Raw genomic sequence first — 18,755 nt, 5'->3', positions numbered from 1 at the left:
CCGCCGCGCGGTGCGACGAGTTCTCCACCTGGGGATGGTGGTGAGTTTCTTCGCCTAGGGTCGCGCCGCACGGCCTCGTGCTGGCCTCATCGCTCGGGTCGCGACGGCGGCCGCACCGCGGGCCGCACACATTGCCGCGGTCGCCGCGATCAGCCACAGCAGCAGTGGAGTGCCCTGAGCGAGGACAGAGCCTGCGAGCAGGGTCAGCGCAAAGGTCATCACCGCGGTGTAGCCGACTGCGAGGATGGCGAACCACCGCGGAACGGTCAGCGGGCGGCGCGATCGCGGGACGGGGGCCTGGTCGAGTGCTGGGTAGGGGTAGTTGCTCACGGTCGGCTCTCCGGGTCGGGATCTGTAGATGCTTCGTGGTCTCCGGTGGTCAGCGGCGCACGGCGGACTTCTTCGGCCGCCTCGCTGGGTTCACCGTGCCGTGTGCCGACGTGGGCTTCGGCGCGCATCCGCTCCACCATGTGCGGGTAGTGCAGTTCGAACGCCGGACGTTCTGACCGGATGCGGGGCAGTTCGGTGAAGTTGTGGCGCGGCGGCGGGCAGCTGGTGGCCCACTCCAGCGAGTTGCCGAAGCCCCATGGATCGTCGACGGTCACGACCTCGCCGTAGCGGTAGCTGCGGAAGACGTTCCACAGGAACGGCAGTGTCGAGACGCCGAGGACGAACGCGCCGGCGGTGGAGATGATGTTGAGCGTGGTGAAGCCGTCTGAGGGCAGGTAGTCGGCGTACCGGCGGGGCATGCCTTCGGCTCCGAGCCAGTGCTGCACCAAGAAGGTGAGGTGAAAGCCAATGAACGTCAACCAGAAGTGGATCTTGCCCAAGCGTTCGTCGAGCAGTCGGCCGGTCATCTTCGGGAACCAGAAGTAGATGCCGGCGTAGGTGGCGAACACGATCGTGCCGAAGAGCACGTAGTGGAAGTGGGCCACCACGAAGTAGCTGTCGGAGAGTTGGAAGTCGATCGGCGGACTGGCCAACAGCACACCGGTGAGTCCGCCGAACAGGAAGGTGACCATGAAGCCGACCGAGAACAGCATCGGGGTTTCAAAGGTCATGTGGCCGCGCCACATTGTGCCGATCCAGTTGAAGAACTTCACGCCCGTGGGTACCGCGATCAGGAAGGTCATGAAGGAGAAGAACGGCAACAGCACGGCACCGGTGACGTACATGTGGTGTGCCCACACCGCGACCGACAGGGCGGCGATGGCGAGGGTGGCGTAGACCAGTCCTGAGTACCCGAACAACGGTTTACGGCTGAAGACCGGGAAGATCTCGGAGACGATGCCGAAGAACGGCAGCGCGATGATGTACACCTCGGGGTGACCGAAGAACCAGAACATGTGCTGCCAGAGAATGGCGCCGCCGTTGGCTGGATCGAACAGATGCGCGCCGAACTGGCGGTCGACTTCGGCGCCAAGCAATGCCGCGGTGAGCAGCGGGAACACCAGCAAGATCAGCACACTGGTGACCAGGATGTTCCACGTGAAGATGGGCATGCGGAACATCGTCATTCCCGGTGCGCGCAGACAGATGACCGTGGTGACCATGTTGACCGCGCCCAGGATGGTGCCCAGACCAGACACGGTCAGTCCGAGAAACCACATGTCGGAGCCGACGCCGGGTGAGTGGATGGCGTCGCTGAGCGGGGTGTAGGCGGTCCAGCCGAAGTCCGCGGCGCCACCCGGGGTGATGAAGCCGGCGATCGCGATGGTCGAACCGAAGACGAACAGCCAGAAACCCAGTGCGTTGAGTCGCGGGAAGGCGACGTCGGGAGCGCCGATCTGCAGGGGCAGTACGAAGTTGGCGAAGCCGATCACGATGGGGGTGGCATACATCAGCAGCATGATCGTGCCGTGCATGGTGAACAGCTGGTTGTACTGCTCGGTCGAGAGGAATTGCATGCCCGGCGTCGTAAGTTCTCCGCGCATCAGCAGCGCCATCAATCCGCCGATGAGGAAGAACCCGAAGCACGCGACGATGTACATCATGCCGATCAGCTTGTGATCGGTCGTGGTCAGCATCGTGTAGATGAATGACCCTTTGGCCTTTCGCCGCTCGGGATAGGGCCGCGTGGCGACCACCTCGGGCGGGCGCGGGGACACCGCGGTCATGAGGCCTCCATCTGACTCGGAAAATGGTGGCCCTGATCGAAGCAACACGCGCATCGTGCGTGCGACTTCCCGGGCCGTTACTACGGACTGTAGTCGATTAACTACTAGGTAGCATAGTTGGTACTGGAATCCCGAGTCTCGACCGGGAGGCGACAGAACCGCGGCGAAACGTCGCCTCCCTCATTGAGTTCGGCCCGACCGGTAAGTCGCGACCGTGCGCCGCAGCCACCCTTACCGCCAGAGGTCTGCGCTTCCGGTGCTCGGCGGTTCGTTGGGCGTGATAGTAGGTTCGGCGTCGCTGTCGGAGGGCAGACTGACGCCGCGTTCGGCGAGCCATCGCACCGGGTCGAGGGCGGCGCCGGATGCATCAGCAACCTCGAAGTGCAGGTGAGGCCCGGTCGAGTTGCCACGATTGCCCACCGTGGCAATGGGTTGACCGACCGTGACCGGTGCTGTCGCGTTGATGAGATTGTCGTCGTTGTGGCCGTAGGTCGTGATTGTTCCGTCGGCATGCCGGATGCGTACCCACAACCCGAAGCCTTCAGCTGGCCCCGAGTTGATCACTTCGCCGTCGGTGACCGCGAAAATCGGTGCCCCCAGGTCGTTGCCGATGTCCATACCCTGATGGCCGCGGCCGTCACCGAAGGTGGAGGTGACTCGGCCGTTCGTGGGAGCGACCACCGACCCCGGCGACGGCGACGAATAGACGGGTGGACCGGCTGGTGCCGGGTGCGCAGCCGCGGGATCATGGGGACGCATCTCGAAAGCCAGAAGCGCCAGCAACCGCCCGATCGGCAGCGCGTCGACAATCAGTTCGGCGGCTGCTCGTCCCGCACCGAGCACGGCGGCGAAGCATCCCACCGCAGTGATGGGATCCTCGGCTGGCACTGGCGGCTCGACTGGGCGCGCTCGGTCGGCCAGACATGTGCTGACTGTTCGGATCTCGTCGGCGAGGGTTCCCATCGCCGGGCCGCCCAGTGTTGCCGAGATCGTCTCGGCGACCAGTTGGGCGAACTGCTGAGTCACATGGGCGGTATCGGCGTCGGCTCGTGCTCGAGCGTCGACCGAGAAGCTCAGCAGAACCGCAGCAACGATTCCTGCGACCCCCAGTCTCAGACAAGGCCGTGGAGCGCCGCAGCGGCGGGTGAGGGACGACATAGGCATGCCAGCGAGACCTTCCGGAGACGGGCGCGACGCACTGACGTTCAGCACCACACGCCAGGTGCACATGAGGCCACGATCGGCAGCCCTCCGTTCGAACCATAGGCCCCACAGGTCACAGCAGTAACACGATCTGATTGAGTGCCCATCGCAATCGCGGGGCCTCTACTACTAGGTGATGTAGTTGCGGATGGGCAGTGACTGCCGAGTCGGGAAACACGCCCGAGTCCGAACGTATTAGCAGGTGGGCGTTCCTAACGCACTCGGTGAACGTCACACATGTACGCCGCAGAAAGTCGGCCACCGGTCGGGTGAGGGCCACAAAAACTATGCCTATGTTGACAAGTCGAATGGTGATCTACCACGCTGCGTAGTAGATCAACGTCGAGGAGTGCTGGTGCAGCAGGGGAGAAGGGTATCCGCGGTGCGGGCGGCGGTCCTGGCGCTGATATGCGTGGTGCCGTGGGTAGCGTCGGGTTGTGGTAGCGCTGGCGACGACGCCGTTGCGCAGGGGGGAACCTTTCAGTTCGTCTCGCCCGGCGGGCAGACGGTCATCACCTACGATCCGCCCGCGAGCCGTCAGAGGATCGCTACCGTCTCCGGCCCTGACGTGGTGACCGACCAGACCATCGGACTCGACGACTTCGCAGGCAAAGTCGTCGTCATCAACGTCTGGGGTTCGTGGTGCGGACCCTGCCGGGGAGAAGCCGACGACCTCGAGCATGTCTACGCCCAGAACAAGGCCTCGGGAGTCGAGTTCCTCGGTATCAATCTGCGCGACAACCGGCAGGCAGCGAAGGACTTCATTATCGACAGAAAAGTCGCCTTTCCCTCGATCTACGACTTTGCCGGTCTGACCCTGGCTGCGCTGACCACCCCAACGTCGGTGGTGCCGACCACCATCGTGCTCGACCGCGACCACCGTCCGGCCGCGGTGTTCCTCAAGGCCATCACCGCCGACGAACTCGGGTCAACAGTTCAGCGAGTTCTCGCCGAGCCTGTGGCACCACCCCAATGACCCCGCAGTCGGTCGAAGTGCAGGCCGCGGTCGGCGAGACGTTTGCCAACCTCGTCGCCAGCGGTCCGCTCCTACTGGCGCTGCTCGCGTGCGTGATCGCCGGACTGGTGTCGTTCGCCTCACCGTGCGTGGTCCCCCTCGTTCCGGGGTATCTGTCGTATCTGGCTGGCGTGGTCGGCGCCGAGGCGCCTGCGGTGTCGGTGGGGGAGCCGAACAAGCGGGGTCGTTCGCGCGTGGCGCTCGCCGCAGGCCTGTTCGTCCTCGGTTTCACCGTGGTCTTCGTGGCAGCGACCGCCACCGTACTCGGAGTCACCACCACTTTCGTGGTGAATCGTGAAGTCCTCCAGCGCATCGGCGGCGTGGTCACCATCATCATGGGTCTGGTGTTCATCGGGCTGGTGCCGGCACTGCAACAGGAACGACGGTTCGCCCCCCGCCGCGTCTCCAACATCGCCGGCGCTCCGCTGCTCGGCGGGGTCTTTGCACTCGGGTGGACCCCATGCCTAGGGCCCACGCTCGCGGCGGTCATTGCTACGGCCAGCGGCACCGAAGGTGCCACCGCAGCGAAGGGCGTCGCGCTGATCGTGGCGTACTGCGCGGGCCTTGGTATTCCTTTTGTCGTGCTTGCGTTTTCCTCGGCGTGGGCGTTGCGCAGCCTCGGCTGGTTGCGGACCCACGCCCGCATGATCCAGATCGTCGGCGGCGCCATGATGATCGCGGTAGGTATCGCCTTGATTACCGGCCTGTGGGATCAATTCATCGTGTGGGTCCGCGACGCGTTCATCACCGATACCCAACTACCCATCTGAGGCCTGTAGTGGCGGCGCCGTTTCGACGGACCCAATACCACCGGCATCACGCCGCCGACGTCGGGCCATCTCAGCACATCCCGATTCAGTCGTGACGTGATCCGCCGGTTCCGTTCCGCCCCGATCTGTCATATAGTCACATGCGCATGTATTGATATATGTGGACAGCGTAGCTATCTGGGTGTGGATGAGAGGGAGTACGACGCATGGGAGCCGGACACAATCACGGACCAACCGACCCCGCATCCAGCGACTCGTCGCTGCGTGTCCGGTTGGCGATCGCGTTTGCTCTGACGGGGATCATTGTCGTGGCCCAGCTTGTCGGGTCGGTGATCACGGGAAGTCTGGCGCTGCTGACCGACACCGCACACGCCGCGACAGATGCGATCGGTTTAGCGGTCGCGCTCGTCGCAGCAACCGTGATGCACCGCCCGGTCAGCAAAACCCGCACGTGGGGATTGCGGCGCATCGAGGTCATCGCCGCTCTGGGGCAGGCCTCGCTGCTGCTCGCTGTGGGCCTCTACGCTGCTGTCGAAGGCGTACGACGACTGTTCTCGCCACCCGAGGTGCCCTCGACCGAACTCCTGCTCTTCGGAGTCATCGGGCTCGTGGCGAACATCGTCGCCATGCTTGTGCTCGCCTCGGGACGCGGCGCCAACTTCAACATGCGAGCGGCGTTTCTGGAGGTCCTCAACGACGCACTGGGGTCGCTGGGTGTGATCGTCGCCGCAATCGTCATCGCTACCACCGGTTTCCAACAAGCTGACGCGCTGGCCGGGTTGTTCATCGCCGCGCTCATCGCACCCCGCGCCCTCAAACTCATGGCCGAGACGACGCGGGTGCTGATGGAATTCACCCCGAAAGGGATCGATCTCGACGACGTCAGGGCCCACATCCTCGAGATGGATCGTGTGCACGACGTGCACGACCTTCACGCATCGACGGTGGCCACGGGCCTACCGATCATCAGCGCTCACATTGTGGTCGATGACGACTGCTTCCAGGACGGCCACGCCCCCACCATCTTGGATGACATCCGGACCTGCGTGGCGACCCACTTCGCCATCTCCTTCGAGCATTCCACCTTCCAGCTCGAGACCAGCGCCCAGCGCCACCACGAGGAAGCGTTAGCCACCCATCACCCGTGAGGGATCACATCGGCGTCACACCACACCTGCGGTCTGCGCGAGTGCAGATCTCTGCTACACGAGTCTGCCGTCTCGGCCGGGCGCTGCCGCGGAGGTGTCACATCAGCGTCGACCAGTACCACCAGAAACGGTGGGCGATAAGGGCGATCACTGCCAGCACCCACACCAGCGGTACCACGGTGTGCACCGTGAGGATCGCATCGAGGGCTCGGCGTGCTGTCCCGGGTGGGCAGAAATGGTCGGCATTGCGCAGGCTCACATACCAAAAGGCAACCACGACAACCACCCACACGGCCATGCAGTACGGACAGAGCGCGTTGATTCGGTACAGGCTCTGGAAGATCAGCCAATGGACGAACACCACCGCACCCGTCAACCCACTCTGCAGCCCGATCATGACCCAGGTGGGCGGCCGGCTCCCCATCAGGACCGCGACAGCAATCAGCGCGGAGAAGCCGGCAATTCCGATCAGTGAGTTGGGAAACCCGAAGACGACCGCCTGGGGGGTGTCCATCACCGATCCGCAATTGACGATCGGGTTGATACTGCAGGTCGGTGTGTACGCCGGATCGGTTGCCAGTTCGAACTTTTCAACCGTCAGCGTGAACGCAGCGATGAGCCCGATACCTCCGCAGACCGCAAGGATCCACCCGAGCAGTCGCGGAGACACTGGGAATCGTGTCACTGGCGCCGAGGGTGAGGATGGCGAGGCCTGGCGGGGTGGTGGTGGGACGGTCACTGGCGTACTGCGGATTCGAGCGCCGAGCTCAGATCGCCATAGCTCTCGGGTTTGATCAGTTCATCGTTGATGAAGAAGGTGGGTGTACCGGTGACACCCAGCGCTTTGCCGTCAGCGACATCGCGGTCGATGAGTTCGCGGGTGGCCTGCGAGTTGTAGTCGGCGGCGAATCGATCCATGTCCAGACCGAGCTCCTGGGCATAGGAGAAGAACAGATCATCCAGCGGTACCCGCTGCTCACCCCAGCTGCGTTGGGTGTCGAACATCTTGCGGTACATCGGTTCGAACTGACCTTGCTCGGCCGCGGCAGCCACGGCCCGTGCCGCGCGGTCAGCGTTGAAATGCCCGGGGAGCGGGAAGTAGCGGACCACGAAAGTGACCTGATCGCCGTATGTTTGGCGAAGCTGCTCCACCGCCGGGTATGCCGCCCCGCACCCTTCACATTCGAAGTCCAGGAATTCCACGAATGTTGCCTTGGACTCGGTCGGAGTCGATAGACGTGGGGAATCATCCCGTACCGTCATGCTCGCCTGGGCGGCAGCCTGTTCGCTGTCGCCGGCCCGGGACACCACGAACACCACTGTCAGCGCCAGGCAGAACACGAACACTACGGCGAGTGAGATCTTGACGGTGCGGCTCACCGGGGCATCCTCGACTCGAGTCGAATCTTCAGCGCTTGACCTGCCACGATGTTCACTCCCGTCAAACTACTACTACGTTAGCTAGTAGTTTACAGGCGCGCGGCCCCGGCCGGGCGACCGCGGGCGGATCGGTGCGCTCGACAAATTTCGGTGAGGGGTGCGGTGCGCGGTGGTGAGTTCTTCGGGTGCTCGGCGGGCCGGTGCGTCGTTTCCACCGATGCTTCATCCGGTGCTGCGCAGCGCTGCTGCCGTCGGCGCCGGCGGCATGCTGTACGTGAGTTTCCCTCCGCGTCAGCTGTGGTTCCTCGCCCCGTTGGCTATCGCGGTTCTGGTGGTGACGCTGCGGGGGCGGTCGTTGTGGGCGGCATCCGGCTATGGCTATCTGGCTGGGCTGGGGTTTTTCGTGCCTTTGCTGCCGTGGGTCGGCATCTATGTGGGTGCGGTGCCGTGGCTGGTCTTGGCAGCAGTCCAGGCGGTGGCGTTCGGGATCTTCGGGGCGTTGGCAGCGGCACTGGGCAGATGGCGCGGCGCGCCGGTGTGGTTGGCAGGCGCCTGGGTGGCAGTCGAAGCTATTCGTTCCCGGATACCGTTTGGCGGTTTCCCCTGGGGCCGAATCGCATTCGGTCAACCGGACGGGTTGCTCCTGCCGTTGGCGGCGCTGGCCGGCGCGCCGGGGTTGTCGTTCGTTGTGGTGCTGCTCGGCGCGGCCCTGGCCGCGGCGGCGGGGGCCGTGGTCCGCCGGCAGCCTCAGACGTTGGCCGGGCCTGCGGCCACGGTTGCCGTGATTGGACTGCTGGTGTGGACGATGACGCCCGCGGGGGGAGGCGATGACGCGGGGGAGCGGTCGGTGACGGTGGCAGTGGTGCAGGGCAATGTGCCGCGGCTGGGGTTGGATTTCAATGCTCAGCGACGCGCAGTGCTCGACAATCATGTCCAACGCACCCTCGACCTGGCCGAGGAGATCCGCTCTGGGCGGGTCGTGCGTCCCGATGTGGTGGTGTGGCCGGAGAACTCATCCGACATCGACCCGTTCGGTAACCGCGATGCTGCGGCGCAGATTGATCGTGCCGCGCGGGCGATCGGGGTGCCGATCCTGGTGGGAGCGGTGATCGCCGGGAGCAACGGCACGTCCCGCAACACGTTGGTGGTGTGGGATCCGGTTACCGGTCCTGGTCAGGAGCACGACAAACGTCAGCTGGTGCCGTTCGGGGAGTACTTGCCGCTGCGGGAACTGATGACACAGCTGTCGTCCTACGCCAGCCGGGCCGGCAACTTCGTTCCTGGCACGGGCAATGGTGTCGTCGATCTTGCAGGTGTACCGGTGGCGGTAGCGACCTGCTACGAAGTCGCGTTCGACGATCTGGTGACCGACTCGGTGCGCGCCGGCGCGCAACTGATCGCCGTGCCGACCAACAACGCGACGTTTGGGCGCACCGAGATGACCTACCAGCAACTCGCGATGTCGCGGGTGCGGGCAGTCGAGCACGGTAGGGCGGTAGTCATCGCAGCAACCAGTGGGGTGAGCGCGATCATCGAGCCTGATGGGGCCGTTGCACAACGCACAGCGCTGTTCACCCCCGATGTCCTCATCGCGCGGGTGCCGCTGAGGACAACGACGACTCTGGCTACGCGGATCGGAGCAGCAGGAGAAGGGATCTGTGCTGCCGCGGTCCTGGCGGCACTGGTTGTACGCACGTGGAGATCACGCCAACGCACCTGACGCGGCGTGATGTGCCTCAGTGGCGTTCGCGATGAGGCGTTGGTGAGCTACTCGGTGTGTCATCGGCGTCATCCGACGGGCTCGAACAGCAGCTGCACCCTGGTTCTGTTGTGGCAGCACAACTCGTGCTGGTCGCCGCGCCGCGTAATCGTGGAGCCGGCAGCAGGGGTGCCTCGGGCACCGGCCGTGGCTGATCGGTGGTGGTGGCTGATACCGGGGCGCAGCAGGCGTCGCCTGTGTCGTGGTAGGCCGCCACCGAGATGTTGAGCTTGCCGGGGGTTACCCGGTGCACGGCGCCGGTGCCCGGCAGTGCTTTCGTCCGGGCGGCGCGAATCGCGTTGGCGATCACCAGCACTTCTGCGAGTTCGTGGACGAAGACCACTGTGGCCAGGCCGAGGACGCCCGTGGCGGCCAGCGGAATCAGAACACCGATGATGGCCAGAGAGAATCCTATGTTCTGCACCATGATTCGGCGTGCGCGCCGAGCGTGGGACAGCACTTGTGGGAGATGGCGGAGATCTTCGCCCATCAACGCCACATCGGCGGTTTCGATGGCGACGTCGGTACCCATCGCTCCCATCGCGATTCCGACATCGGCGGTGGCCAACGCTGGGGCGTCGTTGACGCCGTCGCCGACCATGGCGATCGCCCGCCCGCGCGCCAGTGTGGGCAGCAAGTCGGCTTTGTCTTCGGGAAGCAGTTCGGAATGGACGGTGCTGATTCCGGCCGCCGTGGCCAAGGCGTGTGCGGTGCGATCGTTGTCCCCGGTCAGCATGACCGAGTTGACACCCAGCGCCGTCAGCTGAGCGACCGTTTCAGCGGCCTCGGGGCGAAGCTCATCGCGGACGGCGATGGCGGCGACGACGGTGCCATCGCGTTCGATCAGCACGACGGTGGCACCGTCGCTCTGCAACCGGGTGACATCGCCGGCGAGCGCGCCAGGATCGAGCCACCCGGGTTTGCCCAGGCGCAGTTGCTGTCCGCGTATCTGGCCGGTGAGTCCGTGACCGGCGATCGCGGTGACGTCCTCGGCAGGTGAGCCCAGAGCAGGTGCGGCCGCGAGAATCGCACTCGCCAGCGGGTGCTCGCTGCGTGCCTCGAGCGCGGCGGCATAGGACAACGCGTCCTCGCGGGTGATTTCGGGGGTGCTCACCACGGCGATGACCTCCGGAGTGCCGCGGGTCAAGGTGCCGGTTTTGTCCAGTGCGACGACGCGGACCCGTCCCAACTCCTCTAGTGCAGCACCGCCTTTGACCAATGCGCCATGGCGGCTGGCGGCGCCGATCGCGGCGACCACCGTCAGCGGCACCGCGATCGCCAACGCACACGGGGACGCGGCAACGAGGACTACCAGGCCGCGTTCGAGCCACAGCAGGGGATCACCGAGCAGCGCACCGATACCTGCCACGAGCGCCGCGAGCACCATGATGGCCGGGACCAGGGGGCGGGCGATGCGGTCGGCGAGACGTTGGCCGGCGCCTTTGCGTTCCTGCGCTTGCTCGACGATGTGAACGATGCGGGCCAGGGAACTATCCGCGGCGCGGGCGGTCACGCGGACTTCGATCGCACCGCCACCGTTAATCGCGCCGGCGTAGAGCAAGTCGCCCGGACCCGCCTCCACCGGAACAGATTCGCCGGTGATCGCCGACATATCCACGCTGGTAGTGCCCGCGGTGATCGTCCCGTCGGTCGACGCGCGCTCACCGGGACGCACCACCAGCACATCGCCGATGATCAACTCATCAGGGGACACGGTGATCTCGCGACCCTCACGAATCACCGACGCGGTCGGTGGAACGAGCGCGAGCAGTGCCCGCAGCCCGCGCCGGGTCTTGGTGACCGCGTAATGCTCGAGTCCTTCAGCGACCGAGAACAAGATTCCCAGCAGCGCAGCCTCGGGTATTTGGCCCAGCGCCACAGCCCCGATCGCGGCGATCGTCATCAGCGTTCCGACACCGATGCGCCCGTGGCGCAGCGACATCAGCGTCGACGGCACGAACGTTGAGGCAGCGACGACGACCGCGACCAGTTCCACGACGATGCCCGCGGTCTCTGATAGAGAGTCTCCGATGATCCAGCCGAGCGCGAGGAACACTGCTGCGGCGGCGGCGAAACGCAGCTCGCGCACCTGCCACAACCGAACCGGGCCCTGATCGACCTCGGCGTCGAGGTCGGCGGGATCTGATGGCCCGCAGCATGCGTCAGCCATGAGCTCGCCCCTGCACTGTGGCCGCCGACGGTGTCGTCGTGGCTGCGGTGGAGAGTCCTGCAATCGCGAGAACCGCTGTCACGAGAGCGTGGCCGGAGGGGGTCAACGCGTACATCACTAACCGTCCGTGCCGGCGCCCGGTCACCAGGCCGGCGCCCTTGAGTAGGCGCAGATGGTGCGAGACAAGGTTCTGCGCCAGGCCTACCACCCACGCGAGGTCGCAGACGCATAATTCCTCGCCCGACAGCAACGCCGTTGCCACTCGCAGCCGGGTGGGATCACCGAGTGCGCGAGCTCCGGCGGCGGCACTGTCGACCGCGGTCACCTCGGGTAGCGCAGTCCGGATTGTTTCTGCGTGCGGTAGATCGAGGCACAGCAGGTCGCATGTGTCCACCGACTCCTGAGTCATATCAACATCCTTACGTTTATTGATATGGCTTACTATAGGCGTGCCGGCGCGAATACCTCAACACCCATCGATATGGCGAGTGGCGTCGACAAGCTCCAGCCAGGCGGGGGGCGCCTAGGTGTCGGTGTTGCCCTTCTTCCACTGTGACCACGGGATGTTCCAGTCGCCGAGTCCATCGACTCCCGACAGTGTGTCGGCGTTGGTGTTCTTGACCGTGACGGGGTCACCGCGCAGGGTGTTCTTGACGAGCCATTCCGCGTCTGCGGGACTCAGGTTTGGGCAACCGTTGCTGACGTTGCTGTTGCCTTGCGCCGACATCGACCACGGTGCGCCGTGCATGTAGATGCCGCTGTAGGACATTTGCACCGCCCATTGAACGGGTGTGCGGTATCCCGCTGCGGACTCGACAGGCACTCCGTAGGTGGACGAGTCCATGATGATGTGCTCGACGCGATCTCCGATCATGTAGATGCCGCGGGGCGTCGGAGTGCTGTCTTTGCCGAACGAGGTCGGCATGGTGCGGATGACCTTGCCGTCTCGTTTGACGACGATTGTTTTGGTGTTGTCGTCGGCGACGATTTCCTGAGCTCTGCCAATGGTGAAGTCGTAGGACAAGTTCTCGTCGCCGTAGAGCCCGTCGCCGAGGTCGACTCCGTAAATGTTGACGGCGACACTGACTTTGGTGCCCGGTGTCCAGAAGCGTTCGGGCCTCCACCGGACCTCGGAGTCGCTGATCCAATAGAACGCACCCTGCATCTGGGGGTCAGACGACACGGTGATCGCCGCCTGTGCCTTCTTTCGGTCGGGGATGGGATCGGCGAACCGCACGCCGATCGTGTGGGCGATCCCGACGGTTTTCTCGCCGAGGATGGCCGCGCTGGTCAACGATTCCGGTGAGGTCGTGGTGAAACGCTGCGAGACGACCGATCGACCGCCCACGCCCACGGCCTCGGCTTGAACCACGTATCGCTTCGAATACCCCAGGGGCTGGGTGCTTGTCCACGTTGAGCCGTCCTCGCTCAGGGAGCCCGCCAAGGGACGGCCGCTGGCTGTGGGAATACGGACGTTAGTCAACGCGCCGCGACTGGCCGTGACAACAATAGGAAGCCCAGGTTCGACGACCGCGTTGGGCGCAAGTCGCCCGCCACCTTCAGTGGCCACAGCGATGGAAGGTTGTGTGATGTCGGCGAAGCTGTCAACGGCCCGAATCTCGTTGCTGAAGGCGGCACCTCCGGTCGAGCTGCACGAGGTCAACACCATCACCACCGCCGTCAGCGTTGCGAGCATCAGCAGTCGCGGGATACCGGCCCGGACCGACCCGCGGCATTCACGAGAGTCCGAGCACTGCGGCCGCCCACCGTGAGTCGATCGGCGATCACGTGGCTCTTCGGTAGCTCGAGTCCCTCTTACGCGGCCCATCGATTGTCGAACCCTCCCACTCGGCGCTGGACTAGGTTTACTAACCACGATAGTAGTTGAAGGCTGTGCGCTCCTCTAACCACTGCACCGCGTGAGAGAAGGTTCGAAACGTCGTCGTGGTGGGCGACCGCCGAGACACCACGTCGACCTCACTATTGCCGTGTGGCGACACCCAACAGGTAGTCCCCGCCGATGCGTGTTCGCCACCGCTCGCCGACCTCGAGACCGTGGTGGGACAACTCGTGCAGGAATTCACCGGCGGTGAACCGATCCTCGCTCGGATGGTCAAACAGCACTTGGTAGGTCGGCCGAGCAAGGGCGGTCGCGGTGACCTCGTCAAAGAAGAACCGCCCACCCGGTTTGAGTACGCGGGCCACCTCGTCCAAGGCTTCCCGCCAGTTCGGGATGTGGTGAATGATCGCGAAGTCGAAGACTGCGTCATAAGTACCGTTCTGCCCGCCGCCAACGTCGTGCAATGCTGAACGCAGGTCCGTTGCGCTACCTCGGGCGAGGTGTGCCCTGCCGGTGTGGCGGCGCAGGCGGTGGCGAGCGCGAGTAATCATCGCCGGATCGAGGTCTACCGCGTCGACGCGCGCGGCGCCGAACTCGTCGAGGATCAGCCGGGTGCCGTACCCCGACCCGCACCCCAGCTCGGCAACGTGCGCCCCCGGGGTCCGTCCGCCCAACGCGGTCAATACACGCGCCTCGTAGCGCTGCAGCCACCGCCGGGGCGGCGAGTTCACCAGAACAGTCTCCACGCGGTTCATCAACATTGGTGACCACCCTCCCACATTCATCGGCAGCGACCGCTTATTATCGTCTGGTGACGATCAATAGCATGGATGGGTGTCGAACGTCGAGAGCCGGAACGAATGTGGACGCGGCGGTGGCGTTGTTTCACAGCCTGTCCGATAGCACCCGTTTGTCGATTGTGCGTCGTCTTGCCGGCGGGGAGGTCAGGGTCGCCGACCTGGTAGGGGAGTTGGGTTTGGCGCAGTCGACAGTGTCGGCGCATGTGGCATGTCTGCGCGACTGCGGGCTAGTTGAGGGACGCCCACAAGGTAGGCAGGTGTTCTACCGCCTCACTCGGCCCGAGTTGATGGATCTGCTGGCCTCGGCGGAGACCCTGCTGGCGGCCACTGGTAGCGCGGTAGCGCTGTGCCCGAACTATGCCGGCGACGCCGCCGCAGCGTCAGCGAGTCCTACCCCGGCTGGAGCCTTTACGTGACCGACGCGACGCCGGCAGTGACGAAAACACTCCACCCCCGAGGCGTTCTCATGGCCCTGGTTGTCGTGGTGACCTCCGTCGGGCTGGCAGTCAACTCCTTCGTTGTCAGCCGACTCACCGAGGGCAGTGCGGCCGATCTGGGAGTGCTCCAATTGCGGTTAGCGTTCAACCCCGGTATTGCATTCAGCCTCGGTGATCGGCTGCCCAGCTGGGCCATACTCGCCGTGGCCGGGTTCATCACCCTCGCACTGGCCGGCTACGCAGTGCACGTCGCACCCGACGCGGGGGTCGCCGGCCGGATCGGATTTGCCGCGGTCCTCGGCGGCGCACTCACCAACCTGATCGACCGCGCCGCCGACGGCGTCGTCACCGACTACTTCCATACCGGCTGGTTCCCCACGTTCAACCTCGCGGACACATTCATCACCATCGGCGTCGTCCTGATCGTGCTAGATGTGTTGCGGCAAGATTGGTCAGCTCCGCGCGACACCTAGGGGATCGAACCGTCGCGCGGACTCGCTTAACCGGTGACTGTCAGGTAGATCAAGGCGACGTTGAGCACGATGATGACCGCTGCAGTCAGCCAGGCCAGCGACGTGGTGAGTCGATTGTTCACATCCTCGCCCATCAGCATCCTGTCGCTGGTGAAACGCACTAACGGAACCAGTGCGAAGGGGATGCCGAAGGACAGAACGACCTGCGAGACAATCAGAGCTCGGCTGGGATCAATTCCGATGGCCAACACTGTGATGGCAGGTACCAGGGTGATCAGGCGTCGGAGTATGAGCGGAATCCTGCGCTGCAACAGCCCGTCCATGATCATCGCGCCGGCGTACGCCCCGACCGAGGTTGATGCCAGCCCCGAGGCAAGAAGCCCCAGCGCGAACAGCAACGCCACCACTTGCCCCAAGGTGTCGGCGACCGCCGCATGCGCTCCGTCGATCGAATCGACCCCTTCACGGCCACGCAAAGTGGTTGCTGCCACCAGCAGCATGGACAGGTTGACCGCGCCCGCCAGCAGCATCGCCAGACCGACATCAATCTTCGTCACACGCAACAGCCGCGACCGGATCGGCCCCTCCGGTTGATGGCCGTGTCGATCCCGCACCAAACCTGAATGCAGATACACCGCGTGAGGCATCACCGTCGCACCCAACATGGCGGCCGCGATCAGCACGCTTTCCGTGCCATCGAACCGCGGCAAGAGGCCCCCCATGACAGCCCCGGGGGGAGGTGGTGCCACCACGGCGCTTGTCAGAAAACCGATGGCAATGACAGCCAGCAAGCCAATGATCACCCGCTCGAACGGTTGCTGCCCTCTGCGGTCTTGGACAAGAAGTAAGACCATCGACACCGAACCTGTGATGACGCCACCGATGAGCAACGGCAGGTCGAAGAGCAGATTCAGCGCGATAGCTCCGCCCACCACTTCGGCGAGATCGGTTGCCATAGCGACAATCTCAGCCTGCACCCAGTAGGAGAGCCTGGCGGTCCGCGACGCGCGCAGACGCACCGTCTCAGGCAATGACCTGCCCGTGACCACCCCGAGCTTGGCAGAAAGGAACTGCACCAACCCTGCCATCACGTTCGCAACCACGATCACCCACACGAGGAGGTAGCCGAACTGGGCGCCAGCGCTGATATTGGACGCGACATTGCCGGGATCAACATAGGCGATGGCTGCGACGAAGGCCGGACCGAGCAGTAGGGACCCAGACCGAGCTCGCGCGAACCGCGGACGAGCCGAAGCCATGACCTCTCGCATTGCCGCCCCTCAATCACAAAGTTCGGTCTACCGAATACAACTATTCGGTACACCGTAGTTGATGGGGCGGCACATGACGAGGCTTCGTGAGCTTGGTTGGTGGGGTGACGTCTTCGACGGCCTGCAAGTACGAGTGCGCCGCAGCGGGGCGCATCCCTGCTTGTCATCTGCGTGTCGAAATACTACGCTACGTAGTATTTTGATGTGGGCAGGAAGAGCAGGTGGGACCCGGATGGCGATGCGGGCGAGGAAGTCCCGGCGGCCGATGATGCTGGGAGTCGACTGGCAGACAGCTCAGGATCACGTCGCCGACCGCGCACTCTGTTCTCTCGCGAGGGATGACGACTTCCCGGGTGCGGCGTTACCCATACGACGACGATGATGCACACCGGCACCATCGAAGCGCCGACGCCGCGACGAGTACACCCGGCGCTTGGCCCCCTGCGCAGATTGTGGCGCTCGCTGACGTCGATGAAAACAGCACTCGTGCTGCTGTTCCTGTTGGCTGCGGCCGCCATCCCGGGCGCTCTGCTGCCGCAGCGCCCACTCAACGAGCAGAAGACTGCCCAGTACATTGCCGACCGCGGCGCCCTCGGCACTTGGATGGACAGACTGCAGCTCTTCGACGTCTTCGCCAGCTCGTGGTTCACCGCGATCTACGTCCTGCTGTTCGTGTCGCTTGTGGGATGCCTCACTCCCCGGATCCTCGAGCATCTGCGAGCGGTCCGAGCCCGTCCAGTTCCCGCGCCGCGCAACCTCACCCGCCTGCCGCGGCACCTCGAGGACACCGTAGAAGGAACACCCGAAGAGGTTGCTACCCTCATCAACGCCAACCTCCGGGGCTGGCGCCGAGCCACCACCACACGACCAGCGAATGCGCACCGACCCACCGCAGCCGTAGAGATCTCCGCAGAAAAGGGTTACCTTCGCGAGTGGGGCAACCTCGTGTTCCACTTCGCCCTACTCGCCTTGCTGATATCGATCGCGGCCGACAAACTCTACGGCTACGAAGGCACCCGCAGTCTCGTCGCCGATGGCACACAAGGGTTGTGCAACACCTCGACCGCGGTTTATGACTCATTCCGTGCAGGCAGCCTCGTCGATGGCACCGATCTCTCACCATTCTGTGTCCGCGTCGAGGGCTTCGATGCCCGGTTCCTGCCGAGCGGTCAGCCCGACATGTACGAAGCCGACGTCACCTACACCGGGGACGTGCGACAGTCCGATCCCGATACGTGGAGCACTGCACGCGTCCGAGTGAACGAACCGCTGCGAGTAGCTGGCGACCGCGTCTATGTCCTCGGCAACGGCTTCGCACCGACGTTCACTGTGACGTTCCCCAACGGTGAGCAACGCACTCAGACAGTACTTTTCATTCCCGACAACTTGCAGACGATGCTGTCCTCCGGCGCGGCCCGTTTCGATACCCCAGCCGGCCTCTACCCCGACCCAGACGAACGTCGCAATCGACAGATCGCGATCGAGGGCCTATTCGCGCCCACCGCAGCATTCCAAGGAACCCTGCTCACCTCATCGTTTCCCGTGCCGAATGATCCGTATGTGGCGATCAGGATCTACCAAGGCGACACCGGACTGGATACCGGTCGCCCGCAGAATGCGTACTCCTTGAACCGAGCGCTCATCGAGCAGGGTCGGCTCCAGCAGCGGGCACAGGTCAATCTCAGCCCGGGACAGACTCACACCATCGCCGATGGCACCGTGGTGCGCTTTGATGGGTATGAACGCTTCGTGTCCATGCAGGTATCACACGGGCCGGCACAGAACTGGGTTCTGTTGTCGGCGACCGTGATGCTGGCTGGGTTACTTGTGTCTCTACTTGTCCGGCGTCGCCGAATCTGGGTGCGGCTAGTGCCCGTCGAAGTCGACGGCCAACGACGCACCGCAGTAACAATCGCGGGACTGGCCCGCACCGATCAGGCCGGGTGGGGCGAGGACTTCGACCAGCAGGCGCGGCGATGGCTGACCCAGCCAGGGCCGACAAACCGCCGACCACGGCGCGCACATCAGCCATGAACTTTCACATCCGTACAGATCTCATCTCATGAACCGCCCCCGCTGCAGGACGCGGCACCGAGCCAACTGTCGCGTCACAATCCATCCCGATCGCATTCACCCCACACGGAGCCACATCGACCATGCGCACAAACACTTCTCACAGCGCCACCACCACGCCAGCCTCTTCAGCCAGATCCCTGGTCGCCATCACGCTGCTGTACAACGTCGCGCGCCTGTCCATGGCCATGAGAAAGTCCCCATTGGTGGCCAGGTCGAGGTCCCCGCTGGTGGCCAGATAAAAGTCCCCACCCTGTGTTCGTCGTGTCGACCCGGAACTGAGGGCCCAGGCGATGACG

The 18,755-nt window shown here is 64.4% G+C and carries 18 protein-coding genes; 7 read left to right on the top strand and 11 right to left on the bottom strand.

Going from position 1 to position 18,755, the window contains the following annotated elements; translation table 11 throughout:
* Window positions 1-54: 54 nt before the first annotated feature.
* From ACFUEJ_RS21345 to ACFUEJ_RS21335, 3 genes are all read right to left on the bottom strand, one after another.
* Window positions 55-330 (bottom strand): hypothetical protein, encoded by a 276-nt coding sequence (locus tag ACFUEJ_RS21345; RefSeq protein ID WP_211540770.1) that lies wholly within the window; start codon window positions 328-330, stop codon window positions 55-57.
* Window positions 327-2,117, bottom strand: a complete 1,791-nt coding sequence (gene ctaD / locus ACFUEJ_RS21340) for a cytochrome c oxidase subunit I (protein ID WP_211540771.1) — start codon at window positions 2,115-2,117, stop codon at window positions 327-329. Before ctaD ends, ACFUEJ_RS21345 begins: the two co-directional genes overlap by 4 nt.
* Before the next feature lie 231 nt (window positions 2,118-2,348).
* A complete protein-coding gene (locus ACFUEJ_RS21335; protein ID WP_258325144.1) occupies window positions 2,349-3,143 on the bottom strand; it encodes a M23 family metallopeptidase in 795 nt (264 codons plus the stop codon).
* A gap of 532 nt (window positions 3,144-3,675) precedes the next feature.
* Here ACFUEJ_RS21335 and ACFUEJ_RS21330 point away from each other — a divergent pair.
* The 3 genes from ACFUEJ_RS21330 (at window position 3,676) to ACFUEJ_RS21320 (ending at window position 6,253) form a co-directional block, all read left to right on the top strand.
* A complete protein-coding gene (locus ACFUEJ_RS21330; protein WP_084813247.1) occupies window positions 3,676-4,296 on the top strand; it encodes a TlpA disulfide reductase family protein in 621 nt (206 codons plus the stop codon).
* A complete protein-coding gene (locus ACFUEJ_RS21325) occupies window positions 4,293-5,105 on the top strand; it encodes a cytochrome c biogenesis CcdA family protein (protein ID WP_211540772.1) in 813 nt (270 codons plus the stop codon). The genes ACFUEJ_RS21330 and ACFUEJ_RS21325 overlap by 4 nt, the downstream gene beginning before the upstream one ends.
* 206 nt (window positions 5,106-5,311) lie before the next feature.
* Window positions 5,312-6,253: a cation diffusion facilitator family transporter gene (locus ACFUEJ_RS21320; RefSeq protein ID WP_127964025.1), complete on the top strand. Its 942-nt coding sequence runs from the start codon at window positions 5,312-5,314 to the stop codon at window positions 6,251-6,253.
* Between the two features lie 97 nt (window positions 6,254-6,350).
* On the opposite strand, the gene ACFUEJ_RS21315 is transcribed toward ACFUEJ_RS21320, so the two are convergent.
* Together ACFUEJ_RS21315 and ACFUEJ_RS21310 are read right to left on the bottom strand one after the other, a co-directional pair.
* Complete coding sequence (locus ACFUEJ_RS21315) at window positions 6,351-6,923, bottom strand: vitamin K epoxide reductase family protein (RefSeq protein ID WP_211540803.1); 573 nt, start codon at window positions 6,921-6,923, stop codon at window positions 6,351-6,353.
* A gap of 65 nt (window positions 6,924-6,988) precedes the next feature.
* On the bottom strand, window positions 6,989-7,633 hold the full coding sequence (locus ACFUEJ_RS21310) for a thioredoxin domain-containing protein (RefSeq protein WP_075863778.1): 645 nt from the start codon (window positions 7,631-7,633) through the stop codon (window positions 6,989-6,991).
* A gap of 217 nt (window positions 7,634-7,850) precedes the next feature.
* Here ACFUEJ_RS21310 and lnt point away from each other — a divergent pair, with 217 nt between their 5' ends.
* Entirely contained in the window at window positions 7,851-9,353 is a 1,503-nt protein-coding gene (gene lnt, locus ACFUEJ_RS21305) for an apolipoprotein N-acyltransferase (RefSeq protein WP_211540778.1), read from the top strand.
* Window positions 9,354-9,369: 16 nt separating this feature from the next.
* On the opposite strand, the gene ACFUEJ_RS21300 is transcribed toward lnt, so the two are convergent.
* The 4 genes from ACFUEJ_RS21300 to ACFUEJ_RS21285 all read right to left on the bottom strand — a co-directional run bounded on the left by ACFUEJ_RS21300 (window position 9,370) and on the right by ACFUEJ_RS21285 (window position 14,133).
* A complete protein-coding gene (locus ACFUEJ_RS21300; RefSeq protein WP_258325143.1) occupies window positions 9,370-11,562 on the bottom strand; it encodes a cation-translocating P-type ATPase in 2,193 nt (730 codons plus the stop codon).
* The gene (locus ACFUEJ_RS21295) at window positions 11,555-11,971 is read right to left on the bottom strand and encodes a helix-turn-helix transcriptional regulator (RefSeq protein WP_258325142.1); all 417 of its coding nucleotides are present in this window, start codon (window positions 11,969-11,971) and stop codon (window positions 11,555-11,557) included. Before ACFUEJ_RS21295 ends, ACFUEJ_RS21300 begins: the two co-directional genes overlap by 8 nt.
* 114 nt (window positions 11,972-12,085) lie before the next feature.
* Window positions 12,086-13,258 carry an Ig-like domain-containing protein gene (locus tag ACFUEJ_RS21290; protein ID WP_211540786.1) on the bottom strand — a complete coding sequence of 391 codons (1,173 nt, stop codon included), beginning with the start codon at window positions 13,256-13,258 and terminating at the stop codon, window positions 12,086-12,088.
* A 284-nt stretch (window positions 13,259-13,542) separates the two neighbouring features.
* Window positions 13,543-14,133 (bottom strand): class I SAM-dependent methyltransferase, encoded by a 591-nt coding sequence (locus ACFUEJ_RS21285; RefSeq protein ID WP_307848128.1) that lies wholly within the window; start codon window positions 14,131-14,133, stop codon window positions 13,543-13,545.
* A gap of 95 nt (window positions 14,134-14,228) precedes the next feature.
* Here ACFUEJ_RS21285 and ACFUEJ_RS21280 point away from each other — a divergent pair, with 95 nt between their 5' ends.
* Window positions 14,229-14,618: a metalloregulator ArsR/SmtB family transcription factor gene (locus ACFUEJ_RS21280; RefSeq protein ID WP_249146435.1), complete on the top strand. Its 390-nt coding sequence runs from the start codon at window positions 14,229-14,231 to the stop codon at window positions 14,616-14,618.
* Between the two features lie 50 nt (window positions 14,619-14,668).
* A complete protein-coding gene (lspA, locus tag ACFUEJ_RS21275; RefSeq protein ID WP_211540795.1) occupies window positions 14,669-15,112 on the top strand; it encodes a signal peptidase II in 444 nt (147 codons plus the stop codon).
* Window positions 15,113-15,138: 26 nt separating this feature from the next.
* Here lspA and ACFUEJ_RS21270 read toward each other — a convergent pair whose 3' ends face one another.
* Window positions 15,139-16,371: an Nramp family divalent metal transporter gene (locus ACFUEJ_RS21270; protein ID WP_249146426.1), complete on the bottom strand. Its 1,233-nt coding sequence runs from the start codon at window positions 16,369-16,371 to the stop codon at window positions 15,139-15,141.
* Window positions 16,372-16,761: 390 nt separating this feature from the next.
* Here ACFUEJ_RS21270 and ACFUEJ_RS21265 point away from each other — a divergent pair, with 390 nt between their 5' ends.
* Window positions 16,762-18,417 (top strand): cytochrome c biogenesis protein ResB, encoded by a 1,656-nt coding sequence (locus ACFUEJ_RS21265; protein ID WP_249146427.1) that lies wholly within the window; start codon window positions 16,762-16,764, stop codon window positions 18,415-18,417.
* A gap of 139 nt (window positions 18,418-18,556) precedes the next feature.
* Here ACFUEJ_RS21265 and ACFUEJ_RS21260 read toward each other — a convergent pair.
* Window positions 18,557-18,755 (bottom strand): hypothetical protein (locus ACFUEJ_RS21260; protein WP_388031686.1); only part of this gene is annotated, 199 nt, incomplete at its 5' end.

The sequence above is a fragment of the Gordonia sp. NPDC057258 genome (assembly GCF_042668985.1).
Taxonomy (GTDB): domain Bacteria; phylum Actinomycetota; class Actinomycetes; order Mycobacteriales; family Mycobacteriaceae; genus Gordonia; species Gordonia hongkongensis.
Note: the sequence above shows the minus strand (reverse complement) of the source record. Positions and strands in the feature narration are given on the sequence as shown.